Below are 15751 nucleotides of genomic sequence, written 5' to 3'. Positions count from 1 at the left end.
CTCAGGATGCTCATTTTGCTACAATCCATACCAGAACTCAATGAGTAAAGGTGTGTTGTCTATGCTATCCATTCTTTTTATCTTCGGGCTTATCCTTGGTTCTTTTTACTATACGGCCGGGTGCCGTATCCCCTTACATCTATCTATTATTGCGCCCCGTTCATCATGCCCGTTTTGCCGGCGGACATTAACTCCTGCAGAATTAATTCCCATCCTGTCATTCCTAATTCAAAAAGGTAAATGTAAAAGCTGCGGGCATAGGATTTCTTTTATGTATCCCGCAGCAGAGCTTGTGACAGCGTGTTTATTTGCCGCCGCAGGAATACGCTTTGGCACGTCGCTGGAACTGTTTCCCGCTCTGGTGTTTATCTCTCTTCTCATTATTGTTGCAGTGACAGATCTTCATTTTATGCTGATTCCAAATCGAATATTGATTTTCTTTCTTCCCTTTTTGGCGGCCGCGAGATTGATTTCTCCGCTTGATTCCTGGTATGCAGGCCTGTTAGGTGCGGCAGCCGGATTTCTATTTCTGGCTGTAATTGCCGCAATCACCCATGGGGGAGTAGGGGGAGGAGATATTAAATTATTTGCGGTGATTGGCTTTGTGCTTGGTGTGAAAATGCTGGCAGCTGCCTTTTTCTTTTCTGTTTTGATAGGTGCATTATATGGAGCGGCAGCTGTTCTGACTGGTAGACTCGCTAAAAGGCAGCCGCTTCCCTTCGCCCCCGCTATAGCCGCAGGGAGCATTTTAGCCTATTTATACGGTGACTCTATCATTTCTTTTTATATCAAAATGGCATTGGGCTGACTGCTGAAAAATTTGACGAACGTTTTTTGGACAAGGCGACAAAAGTCTTGTTCTTTTTTTCTTTGCCTGTGCTAAAGTGTGTAGCATGAAAAGCCGACAAGAACGGTCAAGCAAATGAAGGGAGGAAGCGGAATTGAAAAAAAGAAAGAATAAAAAAAACAGTAAAGCCGCAGAAAAAGCCCTCAAGGTGACGATTAATGGAAAAGAAGAGACGGTTTACGAACAAGAGACGCCTGAGACAGAGGCGGATAAAAGCATGACATTTTCAAATTGGGAGGAAAAAAGACAGGCAGAACAAGAGGTTGCGGCATCCCAGGAACATCCTGATGAAGATGAATTCAATTGGGATTCCGAGGAGGACAAGGTGTTTAAAGAGGATCCAAAAGTTGTTCCTCCTTTTCAAAAGAAAAAAACAAAGCTTTATGCAAAAGGAAAGACCGGGGCTGCCAAACCGGTAAAAAGAGTGGCCGCGACGATTGCCTTCGCGGCTGTCATTGGCACTGGATTAGGGTTATTCGCGTTAAACATATCGGGGAATAAAGAAGCGTCAGCACCGGCCTCTTTAGAGGATTCTTTAGGCAGCCAAGCGGCAAAAGCAGGGGATACTTCAACTGAAAAACAAACTTCAGGCACAGAAAAACAAGCGGCGCAAACTGAAGGTACATATAAAACATACGCTGTACAAGCCGGAAAATTTTCAAATGAAAAGGGTGCCGAAACGTTAACAGAACAATTGACCGAAAAAGGATATTCCGCCGTGTCACTGTCAAAGGATGACGGGTATACGTATGTCATCGCGGGCTTAGCCAGTGATAAGGATGTCTCACAGCAGTTAGGACAGGTTTTAATCGACAGTGATTTTGAAGCCTGGGGAGGCAAGGAGCTTTCTTTATCAATAGAGTCAGATATGACAGATTCTTTTAAGGAAACAGCGGAAGTTGCAGCAAAGGCGATTCTCGGCGAAGACATTACAAAAGCGAGTATAGAGAAAATAGAAAAGTCGCTTGGTGAAACAAAAGCGTCAGAAACAGAAGAGAAAAAAGCGATTTTGCAGGCTTTAAAGGAATTAGAGGATCCAAGTGCTGAAGCCGGGTGGAAGGCTCAGCAGGAGCTGTTAGCCGTCGTAAAATAAGAGATAGTGCCCTGAGCCTTCGTCCTTTAGTGACAGGCTTTTTTTATTTTGTCATGAAAAAGTTATTTTTCTGAAATTGTGACAAGCCTCGTGATTTGGTAGGATAAACGAGTATCTTTTTTTCTTAAGCAAACCCTGAAAGGATGACGAACATGACAAAACCGCTAATACTTGCATCACAATCTCCGCGCAGGAAAGAACTCCTCGATCTTCTCCAGCTGCCCTACTCCATTATTGTCAGTGAAGTAGAAGAAAAATTAAATCGAAACTTTTCACCAGAAGAAAACGTCCAATGGTTGGCAAAACAAAAAGCTAAGGCTGTAGCTGATCTCCACCCGCATGCAATCGTTATCGGTGCTGATACAATGGTATGCCTTGACGGCGAATGTCTTGGCAAACCGCAGGATCAAGAAGAAGCTGCTTCTATGCTGCGGAGGCTTTCAGGCCGAAGTCACTCAGTAATAACCGCGGTCAGCATTCAAGCTGAAAATCACAGCGAGACTTTTTATGATAAGACAGAAGTTGCGTTTTGGTCCCTCAGTGAAGAAGAGATTTGGACGTATATTGAAACAAAAGAGCCGATGGATAAAGCAGGTGCATACGGCATCCAAGGAAGAGGCGCGCTTTTTGTAAAGAAAATAGACGGAGATTATTATTCAGTCATGGGCCTTCCTATATCAAAAACAATGAGAGCTCTTCGCCATTTTGATATAAGGGCATGACGGTTCTATAAACGGGAAGGGAAAGAAAAGGAGTGCTTGGTCATACACGATCTGCCATTAAAACTCAAAGATTTCCCAATCAAAGAAAAGCCAAGAGAACGGCTTCTGAAAGTCGGAGCCGAGAACTTAGCGAACCATGAACTTTTGGCTATATTATTGCGGACAGGGACTAAACACGAATCTGTTTTGGACCTGTCAAACCGGCTGCTGCGCTCATTTGACGGGCTGCGCCTGCTCAAGGAAGCATCGGTTGAAGAGCTGTCAAGCATCCCGGGAATCGGTATGGTAAAAGCGATTCAAATACTGGCTGCAGTTGAGCTTGGAAGCCGGATTCATAAATTAGCCAACGAAGAACATTTCGTTATTCGCTCCCCGGAAGACGGCGCTAATCTTGTCATGGAGGATATGCGCTTTTTAACCCAGGAGCATTTTGTCTGTTTATACTTAAATACAAAAAATCAAGTCATCCATAAACGCACCGTATTTATCGGAAGCCTGAATTCATCTATTGTCCACCCGCGAGAGGTGTTTAAAGAAGCGTTTAAACGATCTGCCGCCTCCTTTATTTGTGTTCATAATCATCCTTCTGGAGATCCGACGCCGAGCAGGGAAGATATTGAAGTGACAAGACGGCTGTTTGAATGCGGAAACCTGATTGGCATCGAGCTGCTTGACCATTTGGTGATCGGGGATAAAAAATTTGTGAGTTTAAAGGAAAAAGGATATTTGTAACACTTTTTTTTTCGTCGAATTAAGCTATAATAGAGTTTATGAGTTTTTCCCTTTAGGGTATTTTTGCTTTAAGAAAGGAAGATACATACATATGTTTGGAATTGGTGCTAGAGACCTTGGTATAGATCTTGGAACTGCGAATACGCTTGTTTTTGTAAAAGGAAAAGGAATTGTTGTGAGAGAGCCGTCAGTTGTCGCTTTGCAGACGGATACGAAATCGATTGTCGCTGTCGGAAATGATGCGAAAAATATGATTGGACGGACACCGGGCAACGTGGTGGCTCTTCGCCCGATGAAAGACGGCGTTATCGCTGATTATGAAACAACGGCGACGATGATGAAATATTACATCAATCAGGCCATAAAAAATAAAGGCATGTTTGCCAGAAAACCATATGTAATGGTATGTGTCCCATCAGGCATTACAGCTGTTGAAGAACGCGCTGTTATCGATGCGACAAGACAGGCTGGAGCGCGTGACGCGTATCCGATTGAAGAGCCTTTTGCCGCAGCAATCGGAGCCAATCTGCCAGTTTGGGAACCAACTGGAAGCATGGTTGTTGATATCGGGGGCGGTACGACAGAAGTTGCGATTATTTCCCTCGGAGGCATTGTAACGTCTCAGTCAATCCGTGTAGCCGGTGATGAGATGGATGACGCGATTATCAACTACATCAGAAAAACGTACAACCTGATGATCGGTGACCGTACGGCTGAAGCGATTAAAATGGAAATCGGATCTGCAGAAGCTCCTGAAGAATCCGACAACATGGAAATCCGCGGACGCGATTTGCTCACAGGTCTGCCGAAAACAATTGAAATTACAGGAAAAGAGATTTCTAATGCTCTACGCGACACTGTATCTACAATTGTCGAAGCAGTGAAGAGCACACTCGAAAAAACACCGCCTGAGCTTGCAGCAGATATCATGGACAGAGGTATAGTGTTAACCGGCGGCGGAGCGCTTTTGCGCAATTTGGACAAAGTCATCAGCGAAGAAACGAAAATGCCGGTCCTTATCGCCGAAGATCCGCTTGATTGTGTAGCGATCGGAACAGGGAAAGCACTGGAGCACATCCATCTTTTCAAAGGGAAAACTAGATAATCGGGAGTTCAATAGAAGAGGTGTAACACGATGCCGAATAAGCGGTTAATGCTATTACTTCTGTGTATTATCATATTGGTGGCTATGATTGGATTTTCGCTGAAGGGCGGCCGCAATACCACCTGGCCTGAGAAAGTGATCGGCGATACGACGGGAGTATTTCAAAATATTTTTCATACGCCTGCCGAATTTTTTGCAGGAATATTTGAGAACATCAATGATTTAAAAAACACATACAAAGAAAACGAGCGTCTAAGAGAAAAGCTTGACGGACAGACACAATATGAAGCCAAGCTTCAAGAGCTTGAAGAAGAAAACAAATCCTTGCGAGACGAGCTTGGCCATGTCAAATCGATTAAAGATTACAAGCCGATTTTAGCAACGGTCATCGCCAGAAGCCCTGATAATTGGGCGAAACAGGTCACCATTAACAAGGGGACTCAGCAAAACGTAGCGAAAGATATGGCCGTTACAAACGAAAAAGGCGCATTAATCGGCAAGATCAAAAGTTCCGGACTTAATAATTTTACGTCTACTGTTCAGCTTTTAAGCGATACTGACCGCAATAACAGAGTCGCGACGAAAATTTCCGGAAAAAAAGGAAGCAAAGGCTACGGCTTGATCGAAGGATATGACAAAGAGAAAAAACGTCTTAAGATGACAATTATTGAGCGTAAGGATAAACAAGACGTGAAAAAAGGCGATCTTATTGAAACATCAGGGACAGGCGGTGTTTTCCCAGAAGGGCTGACAATCGGTGAAGTGACTGATATCGAGTCAGATTCCTATGGACTAACGAAGGTTGCTTATGTAAAACCTGCGGCTGACCTTACCGATTTAAATAATGTGATCGTTGTTAACCGTGACGTGCCGACTGTCGATACAGAGGAGGAAGGATCGTGAAACGTTTCCTTCTCCCTTTCGTTATGATGCTTGTTTTTTCTGCGGAAAGCATTTTTACAGATTTGGTGCATTTTCCTTTCGTTACAGATGACCAAGTGCTCGCCCCGCGTTTTTTGATGCTTGTATTGATATTCATGTCGGCTTTTATCAACCAAAAACACGCGATGATTTACGGATTTATTTTTGGTTTTCTATATGACATGAACTATACAAGTCTATTAGGCGTTTACATGTTTGGTTTTGCAGGGCTATGCTATTTGGCTTCAAAAGCGTTTAAAGTGTTGCATACAAACGCATTTGTAGTGATATTGATAGCAGTTCTCGCTGTCTGTCTGCTCGAATTTTACGTATTCGGCATTCAGTCTTTGATTCATAAAGACATAATGACGTTTAACGGATTTGTGCTTGACCGGTTTATACCGACAATTTTATTAAATATTGCAGCAGCTCTTATTCTTGTTCTGCCATTTAGATTGTTTTTTATGAGTCTAAAGAAAGAATTGAGAGATGAGTAAAAAGGATTTTATCTTTTTTTGACGAAATGAGTATGTTGTTGAGGTGAATATTGTGAAGACCAAAAAGCAGCAATATGTAACAATAAAAGGAACAAAGAATGGACTAACATTGCATCTGGATGATGCGTGTTCTTTTGATGAGCTACTCGATGGTCTTCAGAATATGCTGTCAATTGAACAATATACCGATGGAAAAGGCCAGAAAATCAGCGTCCATGTTAAGCTGGGAAATCGCTTTTTATATAAGGAGCAAGAGGAACAGCTGACCGAATTGATTGCGTCAAAGAAAGATTTGTTTGTTCATTCTATTGACAGTGAAGTCATTACTAAAAAAGAAGCACAGCAGATAAGAGAGGAAGCCGAAATTATTTCTGTATCAAAAATTGTCCGTTCAGGCCAAGTGCTGCAGGTAAAAGGCGACTTGCTCCTGATCGGTGACGTGAATCCCGGCGGAACAGTCAGGGCCGGAGGGAACATTTTTGTTCTGGGCTCACTGAAAGGAATCGCGCATGCCGGATTTAATGGAAATAATCAAGCGGTCATCGCCGCCTCTGAAATGCTTCCGACACAATTAAGAATCAATCATGTGTTAAATCGCTCCCCAGACCACATTCAAAAAGGGAACGAAATGGAATGTGCTTATTTAGATACAGACGGAAATATGGTCATTGAACGCCTTCAACATTTGGCTCATTTAAGACCTGATCTAACAAGGCTTGAGGGAGGAATGTGAATTGGGTGAGGCTATCGTAATAACTTCGGGAAAAGGCGGAGTAGGTAAGACAACAACATCTGCGAACCTCGGTACCGCCTTAGCCATTTTAGGGAAGCGCGTATGCTTAGTAGATACTGATATAGGACTGCGCAACCTTGATGTTGTAATGGGTCTTGAAAATAGAATTATTTACGATCTGGTAGACGTTGTAGAGGGCAGATGCAAAATGCATCAGGCGCTCGTAAAAGACAAACGTTTCGATGATCTGCTCTATTTAATGCCCGCTGCTCAAACGAGCGATAAGACAGCTGTTGCTCCTGAACAAATTAAAAACATGGTCCAAGAGCTTAAACAGGAATTTGACTATGTCATCATAGACTGTCCTGCCGGAATCGAGCAAGGGTACAAAAATGCCGTTTCAGGAGCTGATAAAGCGATTGTGGTCACTACGCCTGAAATCTCAGCTGTTCGTGATGCTGACCGTATTATAGGACTGCTGGAGCAAGAGGAAAATATTGAACCGCCGCGGCTCGTTGTTAACAGAATCAGAAATCACCTGATGAAAAACGGTGATACGATGGATATCGACGAAATCGTACAGCATTTGTCGATCGATTTGCTAGGAATCGTGGCTGATGATGATGAAGTCATCAAAGCTTCCAACCATGGTGAACCGATTGCGATGGACCCGAAAAACCGCGCTTCTATTGCATATCGCAATATTGCCCGCCGCATCTTAGGTGAATCTGTTCCTTTACAGGTGCTTGAAGAGCAAAACAAAGGAATGATGGCTAAGATTAAGTCATTTTTCGGAGTAAGATCTTAATGTGATAGAATCAAAGAGAAGAATCTGACAAAGCAAATGCTATGTCAGGTTTTTTTGTTTTTGCCTGCTTTGTTCTTGACTAAACCGAATATTTGCCATGGACAAGACATATGATGTACAAACCCAACGAATGCAAAGGATGATGGCAATGAGTCACAGAGCAGATGAAATCAGAAAACGATTAGAGAAAAGAAGAAAGCAGCTTTCCGGCTCAAAACGTTTCTCTACTCAGACAGTTTCTGAAAAGCAGAAACCCCCGTCCTGGGTGATGGTAACGGATCAGGAAAAGCATGGAACACTTCCGGTCTACGAAGATAACATGCCAACATTCAACGGAAAACACCCATTGGTGAAAACAGATTCAATTATCCTGAAATGTCTTCTGTCGGCCTGCCTTGTTCTCGTTTCAGCTATAGCCTATAAAACAAACATTGGACCCGTCAGTCAGATTAAACCCGCCGTAGCCAAAACCTTTGAAACTGAATTTCAATTTGCCTCAGCAAGCCATTGGTTCGAAACCAAATTCGGAAATCCGCTTGCTTTCCTGGCCCCTGAACACAAAAATAAGGAACAGCAGATTGAAGTAGGCAAAGATCTGATCGCGCCTGCATCCGGGAAAGTACAGCAGGATTTTCAGGACAATGGGGAAGGAATTAAAGTCGAAACAAGCAGCGATAAGATTGATAGTGTAAAAGAAGGCTATGTGGTTGAAGTCAGCAAAGACAGCCAGACGGGACTGACGGTTAAGGTGCAGCATGCTGACAACACCTATAGTATTTATGGCGAGCTCAAAGATGTGGATGTTGCTTTATATGATTTTGTTGATAAAGGCAAAAAGCTCGGTTCGATTAAGCTTGATGATCATAATAAAGGGGTCTATTATTTTGCCATGAAAGACGGCGATAAATTTATTGATCCGATTCAGGTGATTTCATTTGAATAAATGGCTCGACCTTATCTTAAAGATCCATGTGCATCCTTTTCTTTGGATTATCGCGGCATTGGGCTTGCTCACAGGCCATATGAAAGCATTATTATGTCTGCTCCTGATTGTATTGATTCATGAGCTGGGGCATGCTGCTCTGGCCGTGTTTTTTTCTTGGAGAATCAAGCGTGTTTTTTTGCTGCCGTTTGGGGGAACGGTCGAAGTGGAAGAGCACGGGAATCGACCGTTAAAGGAAGAGTTTGCGGTTATTATTGCCGGCCCTCTTCAGCACATCTGGCTTCAGTTTGCCGCCTGGATGCTTGCAGAAGTCTCAGTGATTCATCAGCATACCTTTGAACTCTTCACCTTTTATAATCTTTCTATCTTATTTGTCAATTTACTGCCGATCTGGCCGCTGGATGGAGGAAAACTGTTATTTTTGTTGTTTTCCAAACAGCTGCCTTTTCAAAAGGCTCACCGGCTTAATCTAAAAACGTCGCTCTGCTTCTGCCTGTTGCTCGGGTGCTGGGTTTTATTCGTGATTCCTCTGCAAATCAGCGCATGGGTTTTGTTTGTCTTTCTGGCTGTTTCCTTGTTTGAGGAATATCGGCAAAGGCACTATACCCATGTGAGATTTCTCCTCGAAAGGTATTACGGAAAAAACAGGGAGCTTGAGAAACTTCTGCCGCTGACAGTAAGGGCGGAGGATAAAGTCTATCATGTGATGGCCGAGTTCAAACGTGGCTGTAAGCATCCGATTATTATAGAAAAATCAGGCCAAAAGCTCAGCCAGCTTGACGAGAATGAAGTGCTGCACGCTTACTTTGCCGATAAGCGGACGAATTCTTCCATGGAGGAACTGCTGCTGCCCTACTAAAACTGATTGACAAACGCCTTGTATTTTGGTATATTTTTTAATGTTATGGATGTAGCACCATTGCTACAACCGCTCAGTACAGGTGTTAAGAGCTTTTACAGCCCCCTGGTATCTGGCGAGTCTTAGTCTAATAGGAGGTGCAGAGAATGTACGCAATCATTAAAACAGGCGGTAAACAAATCAAAGTTGAAGAAGGCCAAACTGTTTACATCGAAAAACTTGCTGCTGAAGCAGGTGAAACAGTTACTTTTGAAGACGTTTTGTTTGTTGGCGGAGACAACGTGAAAGTCGGCAACCCTACAGTTGAAGGCGCAACAGTAACGGCTAAAGTTGAAAAACAAGGCCGCGCGAAAAAAATCACTGTTTTCAGATACAAACCAAAGAAAAACGTTCATAAAAAACAAGGTCATCGTCAGCCTTACACTAAAGTGACGATCGAAAAAATCAACGCGTAAGCATGATTCAGGCAACAATCAGAAGGTCTCATGATAAAGGCATATTGTCTTTTGAAATGACGGGCCATGCGAATTTTGCTGAACATGGACAAGATCTTGTTTGTGCCGGAGTGACAGCCGTTGTGTTTGGAGCCGTTAACGCGGTCATTGTGCTCGCGGGCTTCGAGCCGCTTCTTGATATAGGGGAGGACGGGGGTTATTTTTATTTTGAATTCCCTGAATCTCTTGATCCAGAGGCACGCCAAAAAGCTCAGCTGCTGATTGAAGGCATGATTGTTTCGCTGGAGACAATCGAACGGGATTACAAAGACAACTTGCGTGTGACCACAAACATAATATAGGAGGTGAGCTACATGCTTAGATTAGATCTTCAGTTTTTCGCTTCTAAAAAAGGAGTAGGTTCTACAAAGAACGGACGTGACTCTGAGGCTAAACGTTTAGGTGCTAAACGTGCTGACGGTCAATTCGTAACAGGCGGTTCTATCCTTTACCGTCAACGCGGAACAAAAATTTACCCAGGTGAAAACGTGGGCCGCGGCGGAGATGACACTCTATTTGCGAAAATCGACGGAACTGTTAAATTCGAACGTTTCGGCCGTGACCGCAAAAAAGTGAGCGTATATCCTGTAGCTCAATAATGATTCAAAAAACTCCGGTCGATGATGACTGGAGTTTTTTTTGCAATATGCGGAGTAAACACCTAGAATGAAATGCAGAGTATGTGCGAGCAGACCCCGCCAAGAATGAGAATAAACATCTCAAACCCACTGGATATGTTCCCCAAGCAGTAATACATAAAATGTTCTGCCTGGCTGCAAATCAACCAAAGCCAGAAAAAAGGAACATGATATTTCTGGGAAAAACAATTGTTTTTCTAACAAAGCCTTCTCTGTTATAATTCATAATACACACTTATACAGACTCCTAAATAAGAAATTAAATGATTGGGAGTGCGAAAATGAAGGATGTTTCAAAAAATCAAGAAGAAAATATAAGCGACGACACGGCATTAACAAACGAACTGATTCATCTGCTTGGCCATTCCCGGCATGATTGGATGAATAAGCTGCAGCTGATTAAAGGAAACTTAAGCTTGCAGAAGTATGACCGCGTCTTTGAAATGATTGAAGAAATGGTTATAGACGCAAAGCACGAATCAAAGCTCTCAAACCTGAAAACACCGCATTTGGCGTTTGATTTTCTTACGTTTAATTGGAAAACCCATTATATGACGCTTGAATATGAAGTTCTCGGAGAAATTAAGGATTTGTCGGCTTATGATCAAAAGCTGGCGAAACTGATGAGAAAGCTGTTTCATCTGTTTGATCAAGCAGTCAGCAGAGAGAGTGAAAATCATTTAACGGTTTCGCTTCAAACAGATCATCCTGACAGACAGCTGATTCTGTACCTTGATTTTCACGGCGCCTTTGCCGATCCATCTGCTTTTAATGATATTCGGCAGAATGGATATGAGGACATTGATATCATGCGTTTTGAAATCACGAGTCACGAATGTCTGATTGAAATTGGGTTGGACTAGCGGAGTTTTTAACGGTTTAGAACGGAGGACATTATGTTTGTAGATCAGGTCAAAGTATATGTAAAAGGCGGCGACGGCGGCAACGGTATGGTTGCGTTTCGCCGTGAAAAATATGTGCCGAAAGGCGGCCCTGCCGGCGGTGACGGAGGAAAGGGAGGAGACGTCGTTTTTGAAGTAGATGAAGGTCTCCGCACCCTGATGGATTTTAGATACAAAAAACACTTTAAAGCGATTCGCGGCGAGCATGGCATGTCCAAAAACCAGCACGGACGAAATGCTGATGATATGGTCATTAAAGTTCCGCCGGGCACCGTTGTGACAGACGATGATACGAAACAGGTCATCGCTGATTTAACAGAGCACGGACAGCGGGCTGTCATTGCAAGAGGCGGAAGAGGCGGACGAGGAAATAGCCGCTTTGCTACACCGGCTAATCCCGCGCCTCAGCTTTCAGAAAACGGCGAGCCGGGAAAAGAACGCTACATTGTTCTTGAATTAAAAGTGCTTGCAGATGTCGGACTTGTCGGGTTCCCGAGTGTGGGAAAATCGACTTTGCTGTCTGTTGTCTCATCTGCAAAACCGAAAATTGCGGACTATCACTTTACAACGCTTGTCCCGAATCTCGGCATGGTTGAAACGGATGACGGACGCAGCTTTGTCATGGCTGATTTGCCAGGACTGATTGAAGGCGCACACCAAGGCGTCGGACTGGGCCACCAGTTTTTGCGCCATATTGAACGGACGAGGGTTATTGTTCACGTCATTGACATGTCGGGCTTAGAGGGCCGCGATCCGTATGAGGATTATCTTACGATTAACCAGGAGCTGAGCGAGTACAATCTGCGTCTCACTGAGCGTCCGCAAATTATCGTTGCAAATAAAATGGACATGCCGGAGGCTGCGGAAAATCTCGAAGCCTTTAAAGAAAAGCTGACGGATGATTATCCGGTATTCCCGATCAGTGCGGTGACAAGAGAAGGTCTGCGTGAGCTTCTGTTTGAGGTTGCCAATCAGCTTGAGAACACACCGGAATTCCCGCTGTATGACGAGGAAGAGCTTACACAAAACCGTGTCATGTACACGATGGAAAATGAAGAAGTGCCATTTAACATTACACGCGATCCAGACGGTGTATTTGTGCTTTCAGGAGACAGCCTTGAGCGGTTATTCAAGATGACTGATTTCTCACGTGATGAATCGGTTAAACGGTTTGCAAGACAGATGCGCGGAATGGGTGTTGATGAAGCACTCAGAGAACGCGGAGCCAAGGATGGAGATATAATCAGGCTTCTGGAATTTGAATTTGAATTTATTGATTAATGAATGTTGGCTGAAAAGAGAGCCTGGTGTCAGGCTCTCTATTTTAAAGGGGGGATGCAAATGAAAGAGGAGACATTTTATCTTGTCCGTGAAGATGTATTGCCCGATGCAATGAGAAAAACATTGGAAGTCAAAAAGCTGCTTGATCGAAAAAAAGCAGATTCAGTAGCAGATGCCGTTCAAAAGGTCGATTTAAGCAGAAGTGCGTTTTATAAATACAGGGATGCTGTTTTTCCATTCTACACCATGGTAAAAGAACAAATTATCACACTTTTCTTTCATTTAGAGGATAGGTCAGGTGCGTTATCTCAGCTTCTTCAGGCGGTAGCTGATTCTGGAAGCAACGTTCTTTCCATTCACCAGACCATTCCGCTTCAAGGCAGAGCAAATGTGACACTGTCTATCAGTACGTCGGCAATGGAAGAAGACATTCATACATTAATGAATAAGCTCAGGAAGTTTGATTTTGTAGAAAAGGTTGAAATATTAGGTTCAGGTGCATAAGGGAGAGAAAATCGTCATGAAAGTCGGTTATTTAGGTCCAGTAGCTACATTTACACATCTAGCAGTCAGTTCTTGTTTTCAAAACGGCGCCGAACATGTTGCTTACCGCACCATTCCGGAGTGTATAGATGCAGCCGTTGCAGGCGAAGTTGATTTTGCTTTTGTTCCTTTGGAAAATGCATTAGAAGGATCTGTTAATCTAACAATAGACTATTTAATACATGAACAGCCCTTGCCAATCGTGGGTGAAATGACGTTGCCGATTCATCAGCACTTGCTCGTCCATCCCTCTAGAGAGAATGCATGGAAAGAGCTCGACAAAATTTACTCGCATTCACACGCGATTGCGCAATGCCATAAATTTCTCCATCGACATTTTCCTTCCGTTCCATATGAATACGCCAATTCTACCGGGGCGGCAGCAAAGTTTGTCAGTGACCATCCCGAGCTGAATATCGGGGTCATTGCCAATGATATGGCAGCTTCTACATACGAATTAAAAATCGTGAAACGGGATATACAGGATTATAGGGACAATCATACAAGATTTGTTATTCTATCTCCTGATGAAAACATATCTTTTGAAGTGAATTCAAAATTGAGCTCTAGGCCCAAAACGACCTTAATGGTCATGCTGCCGCAAGATGATCAGTCCGGGGCGCTGCATAGAGTGCTGTCTGCATTTTCTTGGAGAAATTTAAACCTGTCAAAAATTGAGTCACGTCCGACTAAAACCGGATTAGGCCATTATTTCTTTATTATTGATATTGAGAAATCGTTTGATGATGTATTGATTCCAGGGGCCATGCAGGAGCTTGAAGCGCTCGGCTGCAAAGTGAGGCTTCTGGGTGCATACCAGTCTTACCAATTATAAAAAAAGCCCACTAGAGGGCTTTTTTTAGTCTTTAATTAAAATGCCGGCTTCTTCAAGTGCTTGGCAGGCTTGATCGATGCGATGTTCATCAGGTGCTGTCAGTGTATGCAGGTGCACGCCGTCGGTCAGCTGTGATAAGTAGGCAGCATTCGTAGAATTGATTTTTTTGATGAAATGGCTAACTTCCTTCCGGGTGCCTACTTGGATGGCTGCAGTTAAATCTCCGTATACGGGATGCTCGATTTTTACGTCTTTTACTGTAACGCCTTCGTCGACGATGAGCTGCAGTTCCTCTTCTGTTCGTTCAGGACCGTGCATACATGCTATGATTCTTTCTGCCTGCTGGTGCTGCTGAGCGGCTGCATCCATGTATACATATCCTTGGCTTGTGGCGATAATCGGTACATTTTTCGCTTTCAAGAGGGATATATCCTGTACAATAACCTGTCTTGAAACGTTCGCTTTTTTTGCGAGTTCTCCTCCTGTCAGCGGTGATTTAGATTCCTTCAGCCACAGAAGAAGCTGGTCACGCCTGTTGGCGCCCATTAGCTTTAATTCTTCGGTCAATATCAAATTCTCCTTTCTTTTGTTCCCAAAGCACTGTAAACGTATGTAATAACTGCTCCAGCTGTTCAGCTGTTGTATGCCTGCCAAAAGAGATGCGGATAAATTGCAGAGCTTCTTGTTCGGTTTTTCTTAATGCTTTCATTGTTTCAGACGGACCGTGGTAACCTGCAGAACAAGCGCTGCCGGTTGAAATGCAAATATTACTCCGATTACATTCTAACATAACATATTGTCCTTCAAATGAGTGAAAAAAACACCCTATAATATGTGGAAGACATTCTGCTTGCGAAGTGTCTGCCGCAAGGGTTACAGGGAGAGACCGAATACGGATTTGGTCTAGAAAGTAAGTTCTTAATGCCTCATTACGGGATATCTGTTTTTCCATTTCGCTTACGATCAATTCTGCAGCGGCAGTGAAGGCACCGATCCCGGGAACATTTACGGTGCCGGCTCTGAATCCGTATTCGTGAGTAGTCAGAGGATAAACGGGTTTCCAAGGGACATCCGGTCGGATATAGACCGCCCCTACTCCTTTAGGACCGTGGATTTTATGGCTGGACATTGAGAGTGCATCTACTCCCAGATTTTTTGTATTGATCGGGATCTTTCCAAACGTTTGAACAGCGTCGCAATGAAGAAGAATCCCCTTATTGTGCAGGTATGAAGACAGGCGTTGAATGGGCTGAATGATCCCGGTTTCAGAATTTGCATGCTGAATAGATACAAGGCCTGTTTCCGGCCGAATATGGGCTAGTAATATTTCCTCGGTAATAAGCCCGTATTCATTCGGTTCAATGACTGTTACATCATATCCCTGCTGTTCCAAAAAAGCAGCACAATTATGAATGGACTGATGCTCCATGGCAGTCGTAATAAAATGTCTTTTCGTTTTTGGCAGACCGTTTAGCAATGATTGAATGGCCAGAAAGTTGGATTCAGTGCCGCCGCTTGTAAAATAGATGCCGCTTGCTTCTCCGCCAATGATGTTGGCGATTTTTTTACGGCAGTACTCCAGTATGTGCTTTGCTTTTCCTCCTGCATCATGCAGGCTGCTGGCATTTCCGTACACATCCATACTAAGCTTCTGATATACGGTAAGGGCTTCCTCACAAATAGGCGTTGTCGCTGCATAATCTAAATAAATCATCCGGTCTTCCTCCATCCGTTCTCCATAAAAAACTCTTGAGTTTATTTTACCCTTGTGTAAATATAGGTGTCAAGACAGGTGTAA

At 43.5% G+C, this 15751-nt stretch carries 21 protein-coding genes and 1 other annotated feature; of the genes, 18 read left to right on the top strand and 3 right to left on the bottom strand.

Features of this window, described 5'->3' with window-relative positions; translation table 11 throughout:
- Positions 1–61 precede the first annotated feature (61 nt).
- The 14 genes from AC0OMU_RS14590 to rpmA all read left to right on the top strand — a co-directional run bounded on the left by AC0OMU_RS14590 (position 62) and on the right by rpmA (position 10353).
- Positions 62–808 carry a prepilin peptidase gene (locus tag AC0OMU_RS14590; protein WP_080344219.1) on the top strand — a complete coding sequence of 249 codons (747 nt, stop codon included), beginning with the start codon at positions 62–64 and terminating at the stop codon, positions 806–808.
- Positions 809–941: 133 nt separating this feature from the next.
- On the top strand, positions 942–1940 hold the full coding sequence (gene spoIIB, locus AC0OMU_RS14585; protein ID WP_063335537.1) for a stage II sporulation protein SpoIIB: 999 nt from the start codon (positions 942–944) through the stop codon (positions 1938–1940).
- A 152-nt stretch (positions 1941–2092) separates the two neighbouring features.
- Entirely contained in the window at positions 2093–2662 is a 570-nt protein-coding gene (locus AC0OMU_RS14580; protein ID WP_004398496.1) for a Maf family nucleotide pyrophosphatase, read from the top strand.
- Between the two features lie 36 nt (positions 2663–2698).
- Positions 2699–3394: a RadC family protein gene (gene radC / locus AC0OMU_RS14575; protein ID WP_014480455.1), complete on the top strand. Its 696-nt coding sequence runs from the start codon at positions 2699–2701 to the stop codon at positions 3392–3394.
- Between the two features lie 91 nt (positions 3395–3485).
- Positions 3486–4499, top strand: a complete 1014-nt coding sequence (gene mreB / locus AC0OMU_RS14570) for a cell shape-determining protein MreB (RefSeq protein WP_003229650.1) — start codon at positions 3486–3488, stop codon at positions 4497–4499.
- Between the two features lie 30 nt (positions 4500–4529).
- On the top strand, positions 4530–5402 hold the full coding sequence (mreC, locus tag AC0OMU_RS14565) for a rod shape-determining protein MreC (protein ID WP_003222609.1): 873 nt from the start codon (positions 4530–4532) through the stop codon (positions 5400–5402).
- A complete protein-coding gene (gene mreD / locus AC0OMU_RS14560; RefSeq protein WP_004398811.1) occupies positions 5399–5917 on the top strand; it encodes a rod shape-determining protein MreD in 519 nt (172 codons plus the stop codon). Before mreC ends, mreD begins: the two co-directional genes overlap by 4 nt.
- Positions 5918–5969: 52 nt before the next feature.
- Entirely contained in the window at positions 5970–6650 is a 681-nt protein-coding gene (gene minC / locus AC0OMU_RS14555) for a septum site-determining protein MinC (RefSeq protein ID WP_004398901.1), read from the top strand.
- 1 nt (position 6651) lies between these two features.
- Entirely contained in the window at positions 6652–7458 is an 807-nt protein-coding gene (gene minD / locus AC0OMU_RS14550) for a septum site-determining protein MinD (RefSeq protein WP_004398624.1), read from the top strand.
- Positions 7459–7606: 148 nt separating this feature from the next.
- Entirely contained in the window at positions 7607–8401 is a 795-nt protein-coding gene (gene spoIVFA / locus AC0OMU_RS14545; protein ID WP_004398684.1) for a stage IV sporulation protein SpoIVFA, read from the top strand.
- The gene (gene spoIVFB, locus AC0OMU_RS14540; RefSeq protein ID WP_015483522.1) at positions 8394–9260 is read left to right on the top strand and encodes a stage IV sporulation intramembrane metalloprotease SpoIVFB; all 867 of its coding nucleotides are present in this window, start codon (positions 8394–8396) and stop codon (positions 9258–9260) included. The genes spoIVFA and spoIVFB overlap by 8 nt, the downstream gene beginning before the upstream one ends.
- A gap of 57 nt (positions 9261–9317) precedes the next feature.
- Positions 9318–9393, top strand: a sequence feature (ribosomal protein L21 leader region).
- Between the two features lie 13 nt (positions 9394–9406).
- Positions 9407–9715, top strand: coding sequence for a 50S ribosomal protein L21 (gene rplU, locus AC0OMU_RS14535; protein ID WP_003229668.1), 309 nt, complete (start codon positions 9407–9409; stop codon positions 9713–9715).
- Between the two features lie 2 nt (positions 9716–9717).
- The gene (locus tag AC0OMU_RS14530; RefSeq protein WP_003229669.1) at positions 9718–10056 is read left to right on the top strand and encodes a ribosomal-processing cysteine protease Prp; all 339 of its coding nucleotides are present in this window, start codon (positions 9718–9720) and stop codon (positions 10054–10056) included.
- 12 nt (positions 10057–10068) lie between these two features.
- Entirely contained in the window at positions 10069–10353 is a 285-nt protein-coding gene (gene rpmA / locus AC0OMU_RS14525) for a 50S ribosomal protein L27 (protein WP_003222623.1), read from the top strand.
- Between the two features lie 120 nt (positions 10354–10473).
- Here rpmA and AC0OMU_RS14520 read toward each other — a convergent pair whose 3' ends face one another.
- Positions 10474–10596, bottom strand: a complete 123-nt coding sequence (locus AC0OMU_RS14520; RefSeq protein WP_003229671.1) for a hypothetical protein — start codon at positions 10594–10596, stop codon at positions 10474–10476.
- A gap of 77 nt (positions 10597–10673) precedes the next feature.
- Here AC0OMU_RS14520 and spo0B point away from each other — a divergent pair, with 77 nt between their 5' ends.
- Genes spo0B through pheA form a run of 4 tightly spaced genes read left to right on the top strand, consistent with a single transcriptional unit; the run spans position 10674 to position 13953 of the window.
- Complete coding sequence (gene spo0B, locus AC0OMU_RS14515) at positions 10674–11255, top strand: sporulation initiation phosphotransferase Sop0B (protein WP_015483521.1); 582 nt, start codon at positions 10674–10676, stop codon at positions 11253–11255.
- Between the two features lie 33 nt (positions 11256–11288).
- On the top strand, positions 11289–12575 hold the full coding sequence (gene obgE, locus AC0OMU_RS14510) for a GTPase ObgE (protein ID WP_003229675.1): 1287 nt from the start codon (positions 11289–11291) through the stop codon (positions 12573–12575).
- A gap of 60 nt (positions 12576–12635) precedes the next feature.
- Entirely contained in the window at positions 12636–13079 is a 444-nt protein-coding gene (gene thrR / locus AC0OMU_RS14505) for a transcriptional regulator ThrR (protein WP_003222630.1), read from the top strand.
- Between the two features lie 16 nt (positions 13080–13095).
- On the top strand, positions 13096–13953 hold the full coding sequence (gene pheA, locus AC0OMU_RS14500) for a prephenate dehydratase (protein WP_047182971.1): 858 nt from the start codon (positions 13096–13098) through the stop codon (positions 13951–13953).
- 24 nt (positions 13954–13977) lie between these two features.
- Here pheA and AC0OMU_RS14495 read toward each other — a convergent pair whose 3' ends face one another.
- Together AC0OMU_RS14495 and nifS are read right to left on the bottom strand one after the other, a co-directional pair.
- On the bottom strand, positions 13978–14520 hold the full coding sequence (locus AC0OMU_RS14495; protein ID WP_015483519.1) for a transcription repressor NadR: 543 nt from the start codon (positions 14518–14520) through the stop codon (positions 13978–13980).
- The gene (nifS, locus tag AC0OMU_RS14490) at positions 14480–15667 is read right to left on the bottom strand and encodes a cysteine desulfurase NifS (RefSeq protein ID WP_063335536.1); all 1188 of its coding nucleotides are present in this window, start codon (positions 15665–15667) and stop codon (positions 14480–14482) included. Before nifS ends, AC0OMU_RS14495 begins: the two co-directional genes overlap by 41 nt.
- Between the last annotated feature and the right edge of the window lie 84 nt (positions 15668–15751).

This window comes from Bacillus sp. FAU18 (genome assembly GCF_056033885.1).
The sequence above is the reverse complement of the archived record's forward strand: the minus strand, read 5'-3'. Positions and strand labels throughout refer to the sequence as shown.

Coding starts and splice junctions, on each gene's coding strand:
- AC0OMU_RS14590 (WP_080344219.1), top strand. CDS start 62: ATGCTATCCATTCTTTTTATCTTCGGGCTTATCCTTGGTTCTTTTTAC.
- AC0OMU_RS14580 (WP_004398496.1), top strand. CDS start 2,093: ATGACAAAACCGCTAATACTTGCATCACAATCTCCGCGCAGGAAAGAA.
- mreB (WP_003229650.1), top strand. CDS start 3,486: ATGTTTGGAATTGGTGCTAGAGACCTTGGTATAGATCTTGGAACTGCG.
- mreC (WP_003222609.1), top strand. CDS start 4,530: ATGCCGAATAAGCGGTTAATGCTATTACTTCTGTGTATTATCATATTG.
- spoIVFA (WP_004398684.1), top strand. CDS start 7,607: ATGAGTCACAGAGCAGATGAAATCAGAAAACGATTAGAGAAAAGAAGA.
- rplU (WP_003229668.1), top strand. CDS start 9,407: ATGTACGCAATCATTAAAACAGGCGGTAAACAAATCAAAGTTGAAGAA.
- AC0OMU_RS14530 (WP_003229669.1), top strand. CDS start 9,718: ATGATTCAGGCAACAATCAGAAGGTCTCATGATAAAGGCATATTGTCT.
- rpmA (WP_003222623.1), top strand. CDS start 10,069: ATGCTTAGATTAGATCTTCAGTTTTTCGCTTCTAAAAAAGGAGTAGGT.
- spo0B (WP_015483521.1), top strand. CDS start 10,674: ATGAAGGATGTTTCAAAAAATCAAGAAGAAAATATAAGCGACGACACG.
- obgE (WP_003229675.1), top strand. CDS start 11,289: ATGTTTGTAGATCAGGTCAAAGTATATGTAAAAGGCGGCGACGGCGGC.
- thrR (WP_003222630.1), top strand. CDS start 12,636: ATGAAAGAGGAGACATTTTATCTTGTCCGTGAAGATGTATTGCCCGAT.
- pheA (WP_047182971.1), top strand. CDS start 13,096: ATGAAAGTCGGTTATTTAGGTCCAGTAGCTACATTTACACATCTAGCA.
- nifS (WP_063335536.1), bottom strand. CDS start 15,667: ATGATTTATTTAGATTATGCAGCGACAACGCCTATTTGTGAGGAAGCC.